At 69.1% G+C, this 16,336-nt stretch carries 13 protein-coding genes; 8 read left to right on the top strand and 5 right to left on the bottom strand.

From position 1 onward, the window contains the following. Positions 1-32 precede the first annotated feature (32 nt). Entirely contained in the window at positions 33-704 is a 672-nt protein-coding gene (gene nucS / locus AC5Y2S_RS14490; RefSeq protein ID WP_499956796.1) for an endonuclease NucS, read from the top strand. A 22-nt stretch (positions 705-726) separates the two neighbouring features. Continuing rightward, positions 727-1,020: an Rv1322 family protein gene (locus tag AC5Y2S_RS14485; RefSeq protein ID WP_499956795.1), complete on the top strand. Its 294-nt coding sequence runs from the start codon at positions 727-729 to the stop codon at positions 1,018-1,020. A gap of 84 nt (positions 1,021-1,104) precedes the next feature. Here AC5Y2S_RS14485 and mce read toward each other — a convergent pair whose 3' ends face one another. Next, positions 1,105-1,563 carry a methylmalonyl-CoA epimerase gene (gene mce / locus AC5Y2S_RS14480; protein WP_499904428.1) on the bottom strand — a complete coding sequence of 153 codons (459 nt, stop codon included), beginning with the start codon at positions 1,561-1,563 and terminating at the stop codon, positions 1,105-1,107. Positions 1,564-1,641: 78 nt separating this feature from the next. Between mce and AC5Y2S_RS14475 the strand changes: the two genes are divergently transcribed. Together AC5Y2S_RS14475 and AC5Y2S_RS14470 are read left to right on the top strand one after the other, a co-directional pair. Further along, complete coding sequence (locus AC5Y2S_RS14475) at positions 1,642-2,823, top strand: acetyl-CoA C-acetyltransferase (protein WP_499956794.1); 1,182 nt, start codon at positions 1,642-1,644, stop codon at positions 2,821-2,823. Positions 2,824-2,947: 124 nt separating this feature from the next. Further along, a complete protein-coding gene (locus AC5Y2S_RS14470) occupies positions 2,948-3,850 on the top strand; it encodes a tetratricopeptide repeat protein (protein ID WP_499956793.1) in 903 nt (300 codons plus the stop codon). 6 nt (positions 3,851-3,856) lie between these two features. On the opposite strand, the gene glgB is transcribed toward AC5Y2S_RS14470, so the two are convergent. Together glgB and AC5Y2S_RS14460 are read right to left on the bottom strand one after the other, a co-directional pair. After that, positions 3,857-6,052 carry a 1,4-alpha-glucan branching protein GlgB gene (gene glgB, locus AC5Y2S_RS14465; protein ID WP_499956792.1) on the bottom strand — a complete coding sequence of 732 codons (2,196 nt, stop codon included), beginning with the start codon at positions 6,050-6,052 and terminating at the stop codon, positions 3,857-3,859. Between the two features lie 6 nt (positions 6,053-6,058). After that, positions 6,059-8,152 carry an alpha-1,4-glucan--maltose-1-phosphate maltosyltransferase gene (locus tag AC5Y2S_RS14460; protein ID WP_499956791.1) on the bottom strand — a complete coding sequence of 698 codons (2,094 nt, stop codon included), beginning with the start codon at positions 8,150-8,152 and terminating at the stop codon, positions 6,059-6,061. A 222-nt stretch (positions 8,153-8,374) separates the two neighbouring features. On the opposite strand from AC5Y2S_RS14460, the gene glgP reads away from it, so the two are divergent. Continuing rightward, positions 8,375-11,008 carry an alpha-glucan family phosphorylase gene (gene glgP, locus AC5Y2S_RS14455; protein ID WP_499956790.1) on the top strand — a complete coding sequence of 878 codons (2,634 nt, stop codon included), beginning with the start codon at positions 8,375-8,377 and terminating at the stop codon, positions 11,006-11,008. Here the strand turns inward: glgP and AC5Y2S_RS14450 are convergent. Beyond that, positions 10,992-12,995 (bottom strand): ATP-dependent DNA helicase, encoded by a 2,004-nt coding sequence (locus AC5Y2S_RS14450; RefSeq protein WP_499956789.1) that lies wholly within the window; start codon positions 12,993-12,995, stop codon positions 10,992-10,994. The two genes, glgP and AC5Y2S_RS14450, sit on opposite strands and share 17 nt — an antisense overlap. A 10-nt stretch (positions 12,996-13,005) precedes the next feature. Next, positions 13,006-14,304 (bottom strand): nicotinate phosphoribosyltransferase, encoded by a 1,299-nt coding sequence (locus AC5Y2S_RS14445; RefSeq protein WP_499956788.1) that lies wholly within the window; start codon positions 14,302-14,304, stop codon positions 13,006-13,008. 55 nt (positions 14,305-14,359) lie between these two features. On the opposite strand from AC5Y2S_RS14445, the gene clpS reads away from it, so the two are divergent. From clpS to AC5Y2S_RS14430, 3 genes are read left to right on the top strand one after another with little or no spacing between them, the layout of a single operon-like run. Then, a complete protein-coding gene (clpS, locus tag AC5Y2S_RS14440) occupies positions 14,360-14,665 on the top strand; it encodes an ATP-dependent Clp protease adapter ClpS (protein ID WP_499956787.1) in 306 nt (101 codons plus the stop codon). A gap of 25 nt (positions 14,666-14,690) precedes the next feature. Then, a complete protein-coding gene (gene aosR / locus AC5Y2S_RS14435) occupies positions 14,691-15,299 on the top strand; it encodes an oxidative stress transcriptional regulator AosR (protein WP_499956786.1) in 609 nt (202 codons plus the stop codon). Beyond that, positions 15,296-16,327 carry a P1 family peptidase gene (locus tag AC5Y2S_RS14430; RefSeq protein WP_499956785.1) on the top strand — a complete coding sequence of 344 codons (1,032 nt, stop codon included), beginning with the start codon at positions 15,296-15,298 and terminating at the stop codon, positions 16,325-16,327. Before aosR ends, AC5Y2S_RS14430 begins: the two co-directional genes overlap by 4 nt. The last annotated feature ends 9 nt before the right edge of the window (positions 16,328-16,336 follow it).

Genomic DNA, 16,336 nt, shown 5'->3' with positions numbered 1-16,336 from the left:
TAATTTGTCGCCCACGCTCTAAGGTGAGTCGGGTGCGCCTTGTCATCGCCCAATGCACCGTCGATTACGTCGGCCGGCTCACCGCACACCTGCCGTCCGCGCGAAGGTTGCTGCTGTTCAAGGCCGACGGATCGGTGAGCGTGCACGCCGACGACCGCGCCTACAAGCCGTTGAACTGGATGAGCCCGCCGTGCTGGCTGACCGAGGAGCCCGGTGGCGAGGTGCCGCTGTGGGTGGTCGAGAACAAGTCCGGCGAGCAGCTCCGCATCACGGTGGAGGAGATCGAGCACGACTCGAGCCACGACCTGGGCGTCGACCCCGGATTGGTGAAGGACGGCGTCGAGGCGCACCTTCAGGCGTTGCTGGCCGAGCATGTGCAATTGCTGGGCGAGGGATACACATTGGTCCGACGCGAGTACATGACCGCAATCGGTCCCGTCGATCTGCTGTGCCGCGACGAACGGGGCGGCTCGGTCGCCGTGGAAATCAAGCGGCGCGGCGAGATCGACGGCGTGGAACAGCTCACCCGCTATCTCGAGTTGCTCAACCGCGACAGCGTGCTGGCGCCGGTCAAAGGTGTCTTCGCCGCCCAGCAGATCAAGCCGCAGGCGCGCACTCTCGCGACCGATCGCGGAATCCGTTGTATCACACTGGACTACGACAAGATGCGCGGCATGGATAGCGACGAATACCGGCTGTTCTGACCTGCCCGACTAGACTGGCGGCATGGCTCGGCGCCGCACACCGCCACGTGGCCAACGGCCAATACGGCCACCGGTGCTGAGCCGGGTGGAAATCGGACCCGATGGTCACGAGTACGAGGTTCGGCCGATCGCGGCGGCCCGCGCGCTCAAGACCTACCGCTGCCCGGGCTGTGACCACGAAATCCGCTCGGGCATATCGCATCTGGTGGTGTGGCCGACCGATTCACCCCACGGTGGGGTCGAGGATCGGCGGCATTGGCACACGCCGTGCTGGACAAACCGGGCTACCCGCAGCCCGACTCGAAAGTGGTCTTGACACACCGGCGTGAATTCGCGAGTATGCGGCCAGCCGCACGCTGAACGCCGAACGTGCGGCCTGGCCGCACACTCGGCGCAGGCTTCAGGAGGCGGGCTCGACCAGCTCGATGAGGACGCCGCCGGCGTCCTTGGGGTGGATGAAGTTGATCCGCGAGTTTGCTGTGCCGCGCCGGGCCGCGTCGTAGACGAGGCGCACGCCCTGCTCGCGCAGCTGCTCGCAGATGGTGTCCAGATCGCTGACCCGAACCGCCATCTGTTGGATGCCCGGTCCGCGCTTTTCCATGAACTTCGCGATCGTCGACGAGTCGTCGAGCGGGGCCATCAACTGCAGCTGCGCGCTGGTGCCGGGGACGGCCAGCATCGCCTCGCGGATGCCCTGGTCGTCGTTGACTTCCTCGTGCACCAGGATCATGCCGAGGTGGTCGTGGTACCAGGTGATTGCGGCGTCTAGGTCGGCGACCGCAATGCCGACATGATCCAGGCCAGTCACCAAGGACGTTGCCAGGAGGTGGCGGGCGTCAACTTGATCGGTCGTCATCACACCACGGTAACGTGGCAGCAAAGATTCCGCTTCTCCAGGTCGCGGAAACGGCCGTTGGCGCACGCCCAGGAGGTACTCATGACGACGTCGGTGATAGTTGCTGGGGCGCGGACACCCATCGGCAAGCTGATGGGTTCGCTGAAGGATTTTTCGGCCAGCGATCTGGGCGCCATCGCGATCGCGGGCGCGCTGGAAAAGGCCAAACTTCCGGCGAGCGCGGTCGAGTACGTGATCATGGGCCAGGTGTTGACGGCCGGTGCCGGCCAGATGCCCGCGCGCCAATCGGCCGTCGGGGCGGGCATCGGCTGGGACGTTCCGGCGCTCACCATCAACAAGATGTGCCTGTCCGGCATCGACTCCATCGCGCTGGCCGACCAGCTCATCCGCGCCGGGGAGTTCGACGTGGTGGTGGCCGGCGGCCAGGAGTCGATGACCAAGGCACCGCATTTGCTGATGGACAGCCGGGCCGGATACAAGTACGGCGACGTCACGGTGCGCGACCACATGGCCTACGACGGCCTGCACGACGTGTTCACCGACCAGCCGATGGGCGCGCTGACCGAGCAGCGCAACGACCTCGACAAGTTCACCCGTGCCGAGCAGGACGAGTACGCCGCGCGGTCGCACCAGAAGGCGGCCGCGGCGTGGAAGGACGGCGTGTTCACCGACGAGGTGGTGCCGGTCAACATTCCGCAGCGCAAGGGCGATCCGCTGCAGTTCGCCGAGGACGAGGGGATCCGCGCCAACACCACCGCCGAGTCGCTGGCCGGCCTCAAGCCCGCGTTCCGCAAAGACGGCACCATCACCGCCGGTTCGGCGTCGCAGATTTCCGATGGCGCGGCCGCGGTCGTGGTGATGAACAAGGCCAAAGCGCAGGAGCTGGGGCTTTCCTGGCTGGTGGAGATCGGCGCGCACGGGGTCGTGGCGGGCCCGGACTCGACGCTGCAGTCCCAGCCCGCCAACGCGATCAAGAAAGCGCTCGGCCGCGAGGGGATTTCTGTCGACCAACTCGACGTCGTCGAGATCAACGAGGCGTTTGCGGCCGTCGCGCTGGCCTCGACCCGTGAACTGGGCGTCGATCCGGGCATCGTCAACGTCAACGGCGGCGCGATCGCCGTCGGGCACCCGATCGGCATGTCGGGCGCCAGGATCACGCTGCATGTGGCCCTGGAGCTGGCCCGCCGCGGCTCCGGATACGGCGTCGCGGCCCTTTGTGGGGCCGGCGGCCAGGGTGACGCGCTGATCCTGCGGGCCGGCTAGGCGCGCGGCTCGACGTTGCTGGCGTCGGCCATTCGGGAAAGTTTGTGATTTAGGTCATAAGCCGCCATCGGCGCCGCGGAGGGGCCGATTCGGGGTTATCAGCGCGCATGACAGACTTGACGGCGTGACGCGTCCGCGACCCAGTATCGGGCCCGCACTGGCCGGTGCGGTCGATCTTTCCGGTCTCAAGCAGCGAGCCCAGCAGAGCGCTTCTCCGCCCGGCCCCGGCGTGCCGGCGGCCCCCGGTGCGACCGAGGTCACCGAGGCCAACTTCGAAGCCGAAGTGCTCGTCCGCTCCGACGAGGTCCCGGTGGTGGTCGTGCTGTGGTCGCCGCGCAGCGACGCGTGCGTGGAGCTCGTCGAGACGTTCGCCGGCCTGGCGGTCGAGGACGCCGGCAAGTGGTCGCTGGCGACGGTCAACGTGGACGTGGCCCCCAGGGTGGCCCAGATATTCGGTGTCGACGCGGTCCCGACGGTGGTGGCATTGGCCGCCGGGCAGCCGCTATCCAGCTTCCAGGGAGTGCAGCCGCCCGACCAGTTGCGACGCTGGGTCGACTCGCTGTTGTCGGCGACGGCCGGGAAGTTAAGGGGCGCAAGCGGTTCCGAGCAAGCCGAAGTGGACCCGGAGTTGGCCCAGGCGCGCCAGCAGCTTGAGGACGGCGACTTCGACGCCGCCAAGCGGTCGTATCAGGCGATCTTGGACGCCAACCCGGGGAGCGCCGAAGCGAAGGGCGCGATCCGCCAGATCGACTTCCTCACGCGCGCAACGGCGCAACGCCCCGACGCCGTCGCGGTGGCCGACGCCGCCCCGGGCGACATCGACGCCGCGTTGGCGGCCGCTGACGTGGAAATCCTCAACCAGAATGTGAGCGCCGCGTTCGAGCGCCTGACTGCCTTGGTGCGCAGCACATCTGGCGACGACCGCACCCGGGTGCGCACCCGCTTGATCGAGCTGTTCGAACTGTTCGATCCCGCCGACCCCGAGGTCATCGCCGGTCGGCGCAACTTGGCGAACGCGCTGTACTGAGCGCCCCTACTCGGGTTCCAGCCACAGCGCCGACGTCGGCGGCAGGACCATTACGGCCGAGGCGGGGCGACCATGCCACGGGTCCTCGGTGGCGTCGACGCCGCCCATGTTGCCGATTCCCGAGCCGTTGTAGATGGTCGCGTCGGTGTTGAGCACCTCGCGCCAGCGGCCGGCGCAGGGCAGGCCCAGCCGGTAGCCGCTGTGCTCCGAACCCGCGAAATTGAATACGCAGGCCATCACCGATCCGTCGTTTCCATACCGGAGGAAACTCAGCACGTTGTTGGCCGAGTCGTTGGCGTCGATCCAGGAATAGCCGTCGGGAATCGTGTCTTGGCTCCACAGCGCCGGTCGGCTGCGGTAGATCTCGTTGATGTCGCGCACGAAGCGCAACACCCCGTTGGAGAAGCCCTGCTCGTCGAGCTGCCACCAGTCCAAACCGTTCTGCTCGGACCACTCGGCGCGCTGGGCGAATTCCTGGCCCATGAACAACAATTGCTTGCCGGGGTGTGCCCACTGATAGGCGAGCAGGCTGCGCAAGCCCGCGGCCTTCACGTGATTGTTGCCCGGCATCCGGCCCCACAGGGTGCCCTTGCCGTGCACCACCTCGTCGTGGCTGATCGGCAGCACGTAGTTCTCGCTGAAGGCGTACAGCATCGAGAACGTCATCTCGTGGTGGTGGTAGCTGCGGTAGATCGGGTCGCGGCTGATGTAGTCGAGCGTGTCGTGCATCCAGCCCATGTTCCACTTCATCGAAAAGCCAAGGCCACCAAGGTTTGTCGGCCGCGTCACGCCGGGCCACGAGGTCGACTCCTCGGCGACGGTGACGATGCCGGGCGCGGCCTTGTGGGCCGTGGCGTTCATCTCCTGCAGGAACTGCACCGCCTCCAGGTTTTCCCGGCCGCCGTAGGCGTTGGGGGTCCAGCCGCCCTCGGGGCGCGAGTAGTCCAGGTACAGCATCGACGCGACGGCGTCCACCCGCAGGCCGTCGACGTGGAACTCTTCGAGCCAGTACAAGGCGTTGGCCACCAGGAAGTTGCGGACCTCCGCGCGGCCGAAGTCGAAGACGTAAGTGCCCCAGTCGAGTTGCTCCCCGCGCTTGGGGTCGGCGTGCTCGTAGAGCGGGGTGCCGTCGAATCGTCCCAGCGCCCATGCGTCCTTGGGGAAGTGCGCCGGCACCCAGTCAACGATGACGCCGATGCCGGCCCGGTGCAACGCGTCGACCAGCCCCCGGAAGTCGTCCGGCGTACCGAATCGCGACGTCGGCGCGTAGTACGACGTGACCTGGTATCCCCACGACCCCGCGAACGGGTGCTCGGCGACCGGCAGCAGCTCCACGTGGGTGAATCCTTGCTCCACAACATAATCCGTCAGCTCGCGGGCGAGCTGACGGTAGCTGAGCCCCGGCCGCCAGGAGCCGAGGTGCACCTCGTACGTGCTCATCGGCTCGAACACCGGGTTGCGTTGCGCGCGCCGCGCCATCCAGTCGGCGTCCTCCCACGTGTACGTGCTGCGCGTCACGCGCGACGCGGTGTGGGGTGGGACCTCGGTGGCGAACGCCATGGGATCGGCCCGCTCGGTCACCACGCCGTCGGCGCCGTGCACGCGGAACTTGTACAGGCCCTCCAGCGGAAAGCCCGGCCAGAACAGCTCCCACACCCCCGACGAGCCCAGCACCCGCATGGGCGCCTCGTTGCCGTTCCAGCCGTTGAACTCGCCGATCAGGTTGACGCCCTTGGCGTTGGGCGCCCACACGGCGAACGAGACCCCATTTACGACGCCGTCGGCCGTGGTGAACGAGCGGGGGTGGGCGCCAAGGACTTCCCAGAGCCGCTCGTGGCGGCCCTCGCCGAAGAGGTGAAGGTCGACTTCACCCAGGGTGGGCAGGAACCGGTAGGCGTCGGCGACGACGTACGGGTCGGAACCCTCGTAGGTCACCTCGAGCCGGTAGTCGATCAGGTCGACGAACGGGAGGGACACCGCGAACAGGCCGGCTTCGATGTGCTGCAGCGGGAACCGGTCCTCGCCGACGAGCGCGACGACTTCCCGCGCGTGCGGGCGAAACGCCCGGATGACGGTGCGGTCGCCGTATTCGTGGGCACCGAGGATGCCGTGCGGGTTGTAATGCGCACCGGCGACCAGGCGCGCCAAGTCGGCCGGATCGGGCGCCAGATCCAGTCCGGCCAGTTCGTCGGTTCGGCTCACAGCCCGTCACCTCCTACGCAGCAGCGTGATTCGCGATTCGTACGGTATGAGCGGCATGTTGATGATGTGCGCGACCGACTGCCCGGGATCGAGGCGAATGTAATTGGACTGCCCCCATTGAAATTCCTGACCGCTGATCTCGTCGCGCACCCAAAAGCGCTCATAAGGCTCCATACCCAATGCCGCCATGTCCAACCACAGCGTCGCTTCCTCGGGCCCGAACGCGTTCAGCGACACCACCACCAGCACGCAGTCGCCGGTGGCCGGGTCGAACTTGCTGTAGGCAAGCATCGCGTCGTTGTCCACGCCATGGAAATGGATCGTGCGCAGCTGCTGCAGCGCCGGGTGCAGGCGGCGAATCATGTTGAGTCGCTTGATGAACGGTTCCAGTGATCGGCCTTCGGCCAGCGCACCCGCAAAGTCACGGGGACGCAATTCGTACTTCTCGGAGTCCAGGTACTCCTCGCTGCCCTCCCGCACCGCACGGTGTTCGAACAGCTCGTAGCCGGAGTACACGCCCCAGGCGGGACCCATCGTCGCCGCCAGCACGGCGCGGATGGCGAACATGCCCGGGCCGTTGTGCTGCAGCACCGCGTGCAGGATGTCGGGGGTGTTGACGAACAGGTTCGGCCGGCGAAAGTCGGCGAGGGCGGCGATGTCGTTGCCGAACTCGGTGAGCTCCCACTTGGCCGTGCGCCACGTGAAGTAGCTGTAGGACTGCGTGAAGCCGAGCTTGGCCAGGCCGTACTGCCGGGCCGGCGGCGTGAAGGCCTCCGATAGGAAGAGCACGTCGGGGTCGGCGTCCTTGACCTGACCGATCAGCCAGGCCCAGAAGTCGGGCGGCTTGGTGTGCGGGTTGTCGACCCGAAAGAACTTGATGCCGTGGTCAACCCAGTGCCGGACCACCCGAAGCACTTCGTCGTAGAGACCCGCCGGGTCGTTGTCGAAGTTGATCGGATAGATGTCCTGGTACTTCTTCGGCGGGTTCTCCGCATAGGCGATGGTCCCGTCGGGCAACTCGGTGAACCACTCCCGGTGGTCGCGGGCCCACGGATGGTCCGGCGCGCATTGCAGCGCCAGGTCCAGCGCCACCTCCATGCCCAGATCGCGTGCGGCGGAGACGAAGTCGTCGAAGTCGTCGATCGTGCCCAGGCCCGGATGAATCGCGTCGTGGCCGCCCTCGTCGCTGCCGATCGCCCACGGCGATCCCACGTCGCCGGGCGCGGCGGTGGGGGAGTTGTTGCGGCCCTTGCGATGTATCTTCCCGATCGGATGAATCGGCGGCAGGTAGACGACGTCGAAGCCCATGTCCGCGATCCGCGGGAGCTGGGCGGCCGCCGTGGCGAACGTGCCGTGCACGGGCTTGCCGTTGGCGTCCCAGCCGCCCGTAGAGCGGGGGAACATCTCGTACCATGCGCCGAACCGGGCCAGCGGCCGGTCCACCCACACCCCGAACTGCTCCCCGCGGGTGACCAGATCCCGCAACGGAAACTCCGCCAGGAGTTCCTCGATTTCGGGGTCCAGCGCCAGCGCCGTGCGGGTGACCGCGTCCCCGGGCGTGCGCAGCGCCTTGGCCGCCGCCAGCAGCGGATCGCGCCGCGCCCGCGGCACACCGGTCGCGGCGCGCTCGAACAGTGCGGCCCCCACCAGCAGGTCGTTGGACAGCTCGGTCGCGCCCTGCCCGGCGTCCAGCTTGGCGACCAGCCCGCGCCGCCACGAGTGGATGGGATCGCCCCACCCGTCGACGCGGAAGGTCCACAGCCCGACCCGGTCGGGGGTGAACACCCCGTGGAACACGTACGGCTCCTGGCCCTCGGTCATGGGCAGCAGCAGCGGCTTGATCCGCGGTTCAGCCGCCTTGCCGTCGAGCGCGGGCGCGGTCCGTTCGGGGGCCTGGACGGCCTTGATCCGGCGGGATTCGGTTACCTGCGGGTAGCGCTGCCCGAGGTAGCGCACGACCAGGGTCGCCGCGACCGCCTCGTGGCCTTCTCTCCAGACCGCGGCGCTGATCGGGACCATCTCACCGACCACCGCCTTGGCGGGGTACGCGCCGCAGGAGACGACGGGCTGGACGTTGTCGATCTCGACACGACCGGGCACAACCACTCCGTTTCGATTGTGTGGCGAAACCGCGCTGTGTTTCGTCGCGGAATGCCTCGTCTCTCAGAAACTTCCTGTCGTGGGGACTTCATCGGACGGACCGCATCGTTGCGGCCCAATAACTAACCGATACCCACCCTAGTGGGCGATCACACACCGCTGAAGGCAAACGGGCACTCGCTGGACCTGCGAGCGCCGAAATCCTCAGTAAGGTAATGACGTGTGAAAGCCCTTCGCCGCTTTACCGTCCGTGCTCATCTGCCCGATCGTCTGGCCGCGCTGGATCAGCTTTCGACCAACCTGCGGTGGTCGTGGGACAAGCCCACGCAAGAGCTTTTCGCGGCGATCGACCCGACGCTGTGGGCGCGGTGCGGCGCCGACCCGGTGGCGCTGCTCGGGGCGGTGAACCCGGCGCGGCTCGACGAACTTGCGCTCGACGAAGAATTCGTCGGCCGGCTCGATGCGCTGTCGGCCGACCTGAACGATTACCTGAGCCGTCCGCTCTGGTATCAGCAGCGGCAGCACGCCGGGGCCGCGATGCCGGCCGCCATCGCCTACTTCTCGATGGAGTTCGGGGTGGCCGAGGTGCTGCCCAACTACTCGGGCGGCCTGGGGATCCTCGCCGGTGACCACCTGAAGTCGGCGTCCGACCTCGGCGTCCCGTTGATCGCGGTGGGCCTGTACTACCGCTCCGGCTACTTTCGGCAGTCGCTGACCGCGGACGGCTGGCAGCACGAGACCTACCCGGCGCTGGACCCGCAGGGGCTGCCGCTGCGGCTGCTCACCGATGCCGCGCGCGAACCCGTGCTGGTGGAGCTGACGCTTCCCGACTCGGCGCAGCTGCGGGCGCGGGTCTGGGTCGCGCAGGTGGGTCGCGTCCCGCTGCTGTTGCTGGATTCCGACGTCCCGGAGAACGAGCACGAACTGCGCGGCGTCACCGATCGCCTGTACGGCGGCGACCAGGAACACCGCATGCGCCAAGAGATCCTGGCCGGCATCGGCGGGGTGCGCGCCATCCGCGCGTTCACCGCCATCGAGGGGCTGCCGGCGCCCGAGGTGTGGCACATGAACGAGGGCCATGCGGGGTTCCTCGGGGCCGAACGCATCCGCGAGCTGATCACCGATTTCGGCCTGGACTTCGACACCGCGCTGACCGTCGTGCGGTCGGCCACCGTGTTCACCACCCACACGCCGGTGCCCGCCGGTATCGACCGCTTCCCGGTCGACATGGTGCGGCTTTACTTCGACGACGGGCTGGAGGACGGCGCCGACGGGGCGAGAAAGGCCAAGGGTGCGCCGGCCCTGCTGCCGGGCGTGCCGACCGCGCGGATCATCGCGCTCGGCGCGGAGGACGATCCGACGAAGTTCAACATGGCTCACATGGGCCTGCGGCTGGCCCAACGCGCCAACGGCGTGTCGTTGCTGCACGGCCGGGTCAGCCGGGCCATGTTCAACGAGCTGTGGCCGGGATTCGATTCGGCCGAGGTGCCGATCGGGTCGATCACCAACGGCGTGCACGCGCGCACCTGGGCGGCCCCGCAATGGCTGCAGCTGGGGCGCGAGCTGGCCGGGCCGGATGACGCGGCATTCAGCGATCCCGGTGTGTGGCTGCGGCTGCAAGAGGTCGACGGCGGGCATCTGTGGTGGATTCGGTCGCAACTTCGGGCGTTGCTGGTCGAGGATGTTCGGCGGCGGTTACGCCGCTCCTGGCAGGAGCGGGGCGCACCGGATGCCGAATTAGGTTGGATTGCAACGGCTTTCGATCCGGACGTGCTGACCATCGGGTTCGCTCGGCGGGTGCCTACGTACAAGCGGCTGACGCTGATGCTGCGCGATCCGGATCGGCTCGAACAGCTGTTGCTCAGCAAGGACAGGCCGATCCAGCTGATCGTCGCCGGCAAGTCGCACCCCGCCGACGACGGCGGCAAGGCGCTGATCCAGCAGGTGGTGCGGTTCGCCGACCGGCCGGAAGTGCGCCACCGCATCGCCTTCTTGCCCGACTACGACATGTCGATGGCGCGGCTGCTGTATTGGGGCTGCGACGTCTGGCTGAACAACCCGCTGCGGCCCCTGGAGGCCTGCGGCACGTCGGGGATGAAGAGCGCGCTGAACGGCGGGCTGAACCTGTCCATCCGCGATGGCTGGTGGGATGAGTGGTACGACGGCGAAAACGGTTGGGAGATACCGACCGCCGACGGCGTGGCCGACGAGACCCGTCGCGACGACCTGGAGTCCACCGCGCTGTACAACCTGCTGGAGCAGTCGGTGGCGCCGAAGTTCTACGAGCGCGACGAACACGGGGTCCCGCCGCGGTGGATCGAGATGGTGCGCCACACGCTGCAGACCCTCGGCCCGAAGGTGTTGGCGTCCCGCATGGTTCGCGATTACGTCGAGCAGTACTACACGCCGGCGGCGGAATCGCTGCGCAGGACCACGGCGGCCGAGGACGGCGGCGCAGAATTCGACGCGGCCCGCGAGCTGGCTGTCTATCGCCGGCGCGCCCACGACGCGTGGCCCAAGATCAGCATCACCGACGTCGACAGCACCGGCCTGCCGGACTCTCCGGTGCTCGGCTCCAAGCTGACGCTGACCGCGACCGTGCAGCTGGACGGGCTGGCGCCCGACGAGGTCACGGTCCAGGCGCTGGTGGGCCGGGTCGACGCCGGCGACGCGCTGCTGGACCCGGTCACCGTCGAGATGTCTTACACCGGCACCGCCGAGGGCGGCAACCAGGTCTTCTCGACGACCACGCCGCTGCCGCTGGCCGGCGCGGTGGGATACACCGTGCGCGTGTTGCCGAACAACCCGATGCTGGCCGCCAGCAACGAGCTCGGTCTCGTCACGCTGGCTCGGTAGCCTTGCGCAGCCGTTCCAGCGCGGCGCGAACCCGCGCGCCGTCGGTGGTCGCCCAGAACGGGGGCAGCGACGCGCGCAGGTAGCCGCCGTAGCCGGCGGTCACCATGCGCGAGTCCAGGACCGCGACCACACCCCGGTCGCTGACGCGGCGCAGCAGCCGGCCCGACCCCTGTGCGAGCAGTAGCGCGGCATGGTTGGCGGCGACGGCCATGAAGCCGTTGCCGCCGCGCGCGGCCACCGCGCGCTGCCGCGCTCCCAGCAGCGGGTCGTCGGGCCGGGGGAACGGGATGCGGTCGATCAGCACCAGCGACAGCGACGGCCCCGGCACGTCGACGCCCTGCCACAGCGACAGGGTGCCGAACAGCGAGGTCTCCTCGTCGGCGGCGAACTGCTCGACCAGCGCCGAGGTGCTGTCGTCGCCCTGGCACAGCACCGGCGTCGAGAGTCGCGCGCGCATGGCCTCGGCGGCGGCCCGTGCGGCCCGCATCGACGAGAACAACCCAAGGGTGCGCCCACCCGCAGCAGTGATGAGTTCGGCGATCTCGGTCAGCTGCTCGGCCGAGCCGGTGCCGTCGCGGCCGGGCGGCGGCAGGTGGGCGGCCACGTACAGGATTCCGGCTTTGGAGTGTTCGAACGGCGACCCCACGTCGAGGCCGCGCCAGGCCGCCGGTTCGTCGGAGTCCGTTCCGGCCAGGCCCCAGGCGGCGGCCATCGCGTCGAAGGACCCGCCGATCGCCAGCGTCGCCGACGTCAACACCGTCGTCGAGCGCGAAAACACCTCGGTGCGCAACAAGCCGGCGACCGACAGCGGCGCCACCCGCAACACCGACCGCACCGAACCCCGGTTGTCCTCGTGATCGAGCCAGACCACGTCGGTGCGATCCGGGATGGGTGGGGTGAACGACGTCAGGATCCGCGACGCGGTGTCGGATATCTCGCTGAGCGCCGCAACGGCTTCGGCCCGCGCCGACGCCGCCTTCGCGTCGCTGGTGGTGTCGATCGCCGACCGCGCTGCGGTGGCCACGTCGCGCAGCGCCGTCAGGTAGGTCGCCATCTCGTCGTCGAGACGGTCGATGCGGCCCGGCGTGCCGTCGTGGACGGCCGCGGAGAAGTTAGCGGTCGTCGCCTCCAGCCGCTGGACGAGTTCGGGATCCACCAGGCGGACGATCCGGCGCGCGGCGACGCCGAGGGCGGCCGACGTCAGTTCCGCGGTGGCCACCGACGTCACCCGGTCGACCAGTTCGTGCGCCTCGTCGACGACCAACAGCGCGTGCTCGGGCAGCACCGCCGACTCCGCGACGGCGTCGATGGCCAGCAGCGCGTGATTGGTGACGACGATATCGGCGGCGCCGGCCTGGCCACGCGCCCGCTCGGAGAAGCACTCGGCGCCGAACGGGCAGCGCGCCACGCCCAGGCATTCCCGGGCCGAGACGCTGACCTGCGACCACGATCGGTCGGGCACGCCGGGCTTCAGGTCGTCGCGGTCGCCCGAATCGGTCGTCGACGCCCAGGCGGTGAGCCGTTGCACGTCGCGCCCCAGCGCACTGACCGCCACCGGATCGAAGAGCTCGTCCTGCGGCCGCTCCTCGTCCGGGTCGCCGGCCGCGGCGCCGTTGTGGATCTTGTTCAGGCACAAGTAGTTTCGCCGGCCCTTCAGCAGCGCGAAGCGGGGCCGGCGCGGCAGCGCGTCGGCGAGCGAATCGGCTAGCCGGGGCAGGTCGCGATCGACGAGTTGGCGCTGCAGTGCGATCGTGGCCGTCGACACGATGACCGGCGCGTCGTCGGTGACCGCGCGGACGATCGCGGGAACCAGGTAGGCCAGCGACTTGCCGGTCCCGGTGCCGGCCTGCACGACGAGGTGCTCGCCGGTTTCGAAGGCCCGCTCGACGGCGCCGGCCATCTCCACTTGGCCGCGGCGCTCGCTGCCGCCGAGCGCGGCGACGGCGACGGCGAGCAACGCGGACACGGACACGTCGGTCGTGGTCATTCCCCCGCTCTCAGGCGCGAATCTGCGTCGTCGGGATCGCGGGCTCGCCGTGCGACAGGTTCAGCCCCTCCCACGGCAGGCTGCGCAGTCCCGAAGCGACTCGCTCCCGCGCCGCCGACAGGTCCGCGTCGAACACCGCCTCCCCGCCGCGGACCAGGCGCGTCGTCACCACCCGGCACGGTTCGGTGGTCTCCGGCGGGCGGCCCGCGGGATACACCACCTCCTCGGTGATCGTCCCCGTCGGGCGTGCCAGGCGCAGCGCCTCTTTGCGGCCGCCGCGGGATTCCTTGTGGCTGCTTCGCTTTTCGACGGGCATGCCGTCCACCTCGACCAGCTTGTAGACCATGCTCGCGGTCGGCGCGCCCGAGCCGGTCACCAGCGACGTGCCGACGCCGTAGCTGTCGACCGGCTCGGCGCGCAGGGCGGCGATGCTGAACTCGTCGAGATCGCCGGACACCACGATGCGGGTCTGCGTGGCTCCCAGCCCGTCGAGCTGTTCGCGCACCTGACGGGCAAGCACCCCGAGCTCACCGGAATCGATGCGCACGGCGCCGAGACCGGTGCCGGCGGCGGCCACGGCGTTGGCCACGCCGGCGGTCACGTCGTAGGTGTCCACCAGCAGCGTGGTGCCGGCGCCCAGCGCGTCGACCTGGGCGCGAAACGCCGCCACCTCGTCCGGCCCGTCCCGGTGGGTGTGCAGCATGGTGAACGCGTGCGCCGACGTGCCCTCGGCGGGAATCCCGTATCGGCGCTGGGCCTCCAGGTTGGAGGACGCGGCGAAGCCGGCGATGTAGGCGGCGCGGGCGGCGGCGACCGCGGCATGTTCGTGGGTTCGGCGCGATCCCATCTCGACCAGCGGGCGTTCCCCGGCCGCGCTGACCATGCGTGCCGCCGCGGAGGCGATCGCCGTGTCGTGATTGAAGATCGAGAGCGCCAACGTTTCGAGGACCACGCATTCGGCGAAGCTTCCGTGTACCGAAAGCACGGGCGACCCGGGGAAGTACAGCTCGCCCTCGGCGTAGCCGTCGATGTCGCCGCGGAATCGGAAATCGCGCAGGTAACCCACGGTGTCCGGGTCGAGGAATCGCGCCACCAATTCGCACGCGTCGTCGTCGAACCTGAACTGCGGCAACGTTTCCAGCAGCCGGCCGGCCCCGGCGACCACGCCGTAGCGGCGTCCGTCGGGGAGCCGGCGGGCGAACAGTTCGAACGTGGTCCGGCGGTGAGCGGTGCCGTCGCGCAGCGCCGCCGCCAGCATGGTCAACTCGTACTTGTCGGTCAGCAGCCCAGCCAGGACCGGCTCGTTCATTCCGCAACGGTAACGGCTGGCGGCGGCGCGCGTGTGCCTCGGTATCGTAGGGGCCATGGTTGTTGCGTCAGCGCCCACGAAACCGGGCACTACCGGGCAACGCGAGTCCGCGCCGATGGACGTCACGGCCAGCCCGTGGGTCACCATCGTGTGGGACGACCCGGTCAACCTGATGACCTATGTGACCTATGTCTTCCAGAAGTTGTTCGGCTACAGCGAGCCGCACGCCACCAAGCTGATGCTGCAGGTGCACAACGAAGGCAAGGCGGTGGTCTCGGCGGGCAGCCGGGAATCCATGGAAGTCGACGTGTCCAAGCTGCATGCCGCCGGTTTGTGGGCGACGTTGCAGCAGGACCGCTGAGATTCGAGGTAGTCCGGGACTCCTTGTGCGCAAATGGAAGCGCGTCGAGACCGCCAACGGCCCCCGTTTTCGGTCCGCCTTGGCGTCCCACGAGGCTGCCCTGCTCAAGAACCTCGTCACCGCGATGATCGGCCTGCTCGACGAGCGCGAATCTTCCTCGCCCACAGACGAACTCGAGGAGATCACCGGCATCAAGACCGGGCACGCCGAACCGCCACGCGATCCGACGCTGCGCCGGCTGCTTCCGGATTTCCACAATCCTGACGACGCCGCCGGACCCGATGACGCGGACGACAATGCTTCCGGTGACGCACCCGACAGCCTCAACGCCGCGCTGCGCAGTCTGCACGAGCCGGAGATCATCGCCGCCAAACGCGCTGCCGCGCAACGGCTTCTGGACACAGTTCCGGACAACGGCGGCCGTTTCGAGCTGACCGAGAACGACGCGAACTCCTGGATCGCGGCGGTCAACGACATCCGCCTGACGCTAGGGGTGATGCTCGAGATCGGGCCGGAGGGCCCGGAGCGCCTGCCCGCCGACCATCCGTTGGCCGTGCACTTCGACGTCTACCAGTGGCTGACCGTCCTGCAGGAGTATCTGGTCCTGGCGCTGATGGGGGGACCGGCCGGATGAGCTCCATCACCGACGTCGCGGGCATCCGCGTCGGTCACCACCAGAGACTCGATCCCGACGCGTCGATGGGCGCCGGCTGGGCCAGCGGCGTGACGGTCGTGCTGACCCCGCCCGGGACGGTCTGCGGCGTCGATTGCCGCGGCGGCGCGCCCGGCACCCGCGAGACGGACCTGCTGGATCCGGCGAACACCGTTCGATTCGTCGACGCGGTGCTGCTCGCCGGCGGCAGTGCCTATGGCCTCGCGGCCGCCGACGGGGTCATGCGCTGGCTGGAGGAAAACGAGCGGGGCGTGGCCATGGAGGGCGGCGTCGTCCCCATCGTGCCGGGCGCGGTGATCTTCGACCTGCCGGTCGGCGGCTGGGACTGCCGGCCGACCGCCGATTTCGGCTATGCCGCCGCCGCGGCAGCCGCAGCCGGCGAGATCGCCGTCGGGACCGTCGGCGCGGGGGTCGGGGCGCGGGCCGGCGTGCTCAAGGGCGGTGTTGGGTCCGCGTCGGTGACCTTGCCGTCCGGGGTCACCGTCGGCGCCCTCGTCGTCGTGAACTGCGCCGGCGACGTCGCGGACCGGGCGACCGGCCTGCCCTGGATGGCGGACGCGATCGCGGAGTTCGAGCTGACGTCACCGCCGGCCGAGCAGATCGACGCGTTCGCTCAGTTGCCGTCGCCCCTGAACCCGCTGAACACCACTATCGCGGTGGTCGCGACCGACGCGGCGCTGAGCCCGGTCGCGTGCCGGCGTATCGCCGTCGCCGCCCAGGACGGCCTGGCCCGGACCATCCGGCCGGCGCACACCCCGGTCGACGGCGACACGGTGTTCGCGCTCGCCACGGGGGCGGTCGAGGTAGCCCCGGCCGTCGGGTCGAAGCCGCCGCCCGCTGCCTTCCTGCCGGAGACGGGGCTCATCACCGAGGTCGGTGTGGCCGCGGCCGACTGCCTGGCCCGCGCGGTGCTGGCCGGGGTGTTCGCTGCCGAATCGGTCGCCCGAATACCGACCTACCGCAACGTGTTGCCCGGAGCATTCGCCTGAGGCAAGTAG

Source organism: Mycobacterium sp. NGS69 (assembly GCF_059812165.1).
Note: the sequence above shows the minus strand (reverse complement) of the source record. Positions and strands in the feature narration are given on the sequence as shown.

Coding starts and splice junctions, on each gene's coding strand:
- AC5Y2S_RS14450 (WP_499956789.1), bottom strand. CDS start 12,995: ATGACCACGACCGACGTGTCCGTGTCCGCGTTGCTCGCCGTCGCCGTC.
- AC5Y2S_RS14475 (WP_499956794.1), top strand. CDS start 1,642: ATGACGACGTCGGTGATAGTTGCTGGGGCGCGGACACCCATCGGCAAG.
- AC5Y2S_RS14485 (WP_499956795.1), top strand. CDS start 727: ATGGCTCGGCGCCGCACACCGCCACGTGGCCAACGGCCAATACGGCCA.
- AC5Y2S_RS14430 (WP_499956785.1), top strand. CDS start 15,296: ATGAGCTCCATCACCGACGTCGCGGGCATCCGCGTCGGTCACCACCAG.
- clpS (WP_499956787.1), top strand. CDS start 14,360: ATGGTTGTTGCGTCAGCGCCCACGAAACCGGGCACTACCGGGCAACGC.
- AC5Y2S_RS14445 (WP_499956788.1), bottom strand. CDS start 14,304: ATGAACGAGCCGGTCCTGGCTGGGCTGCTGACCGACAAGTACGAGTTG.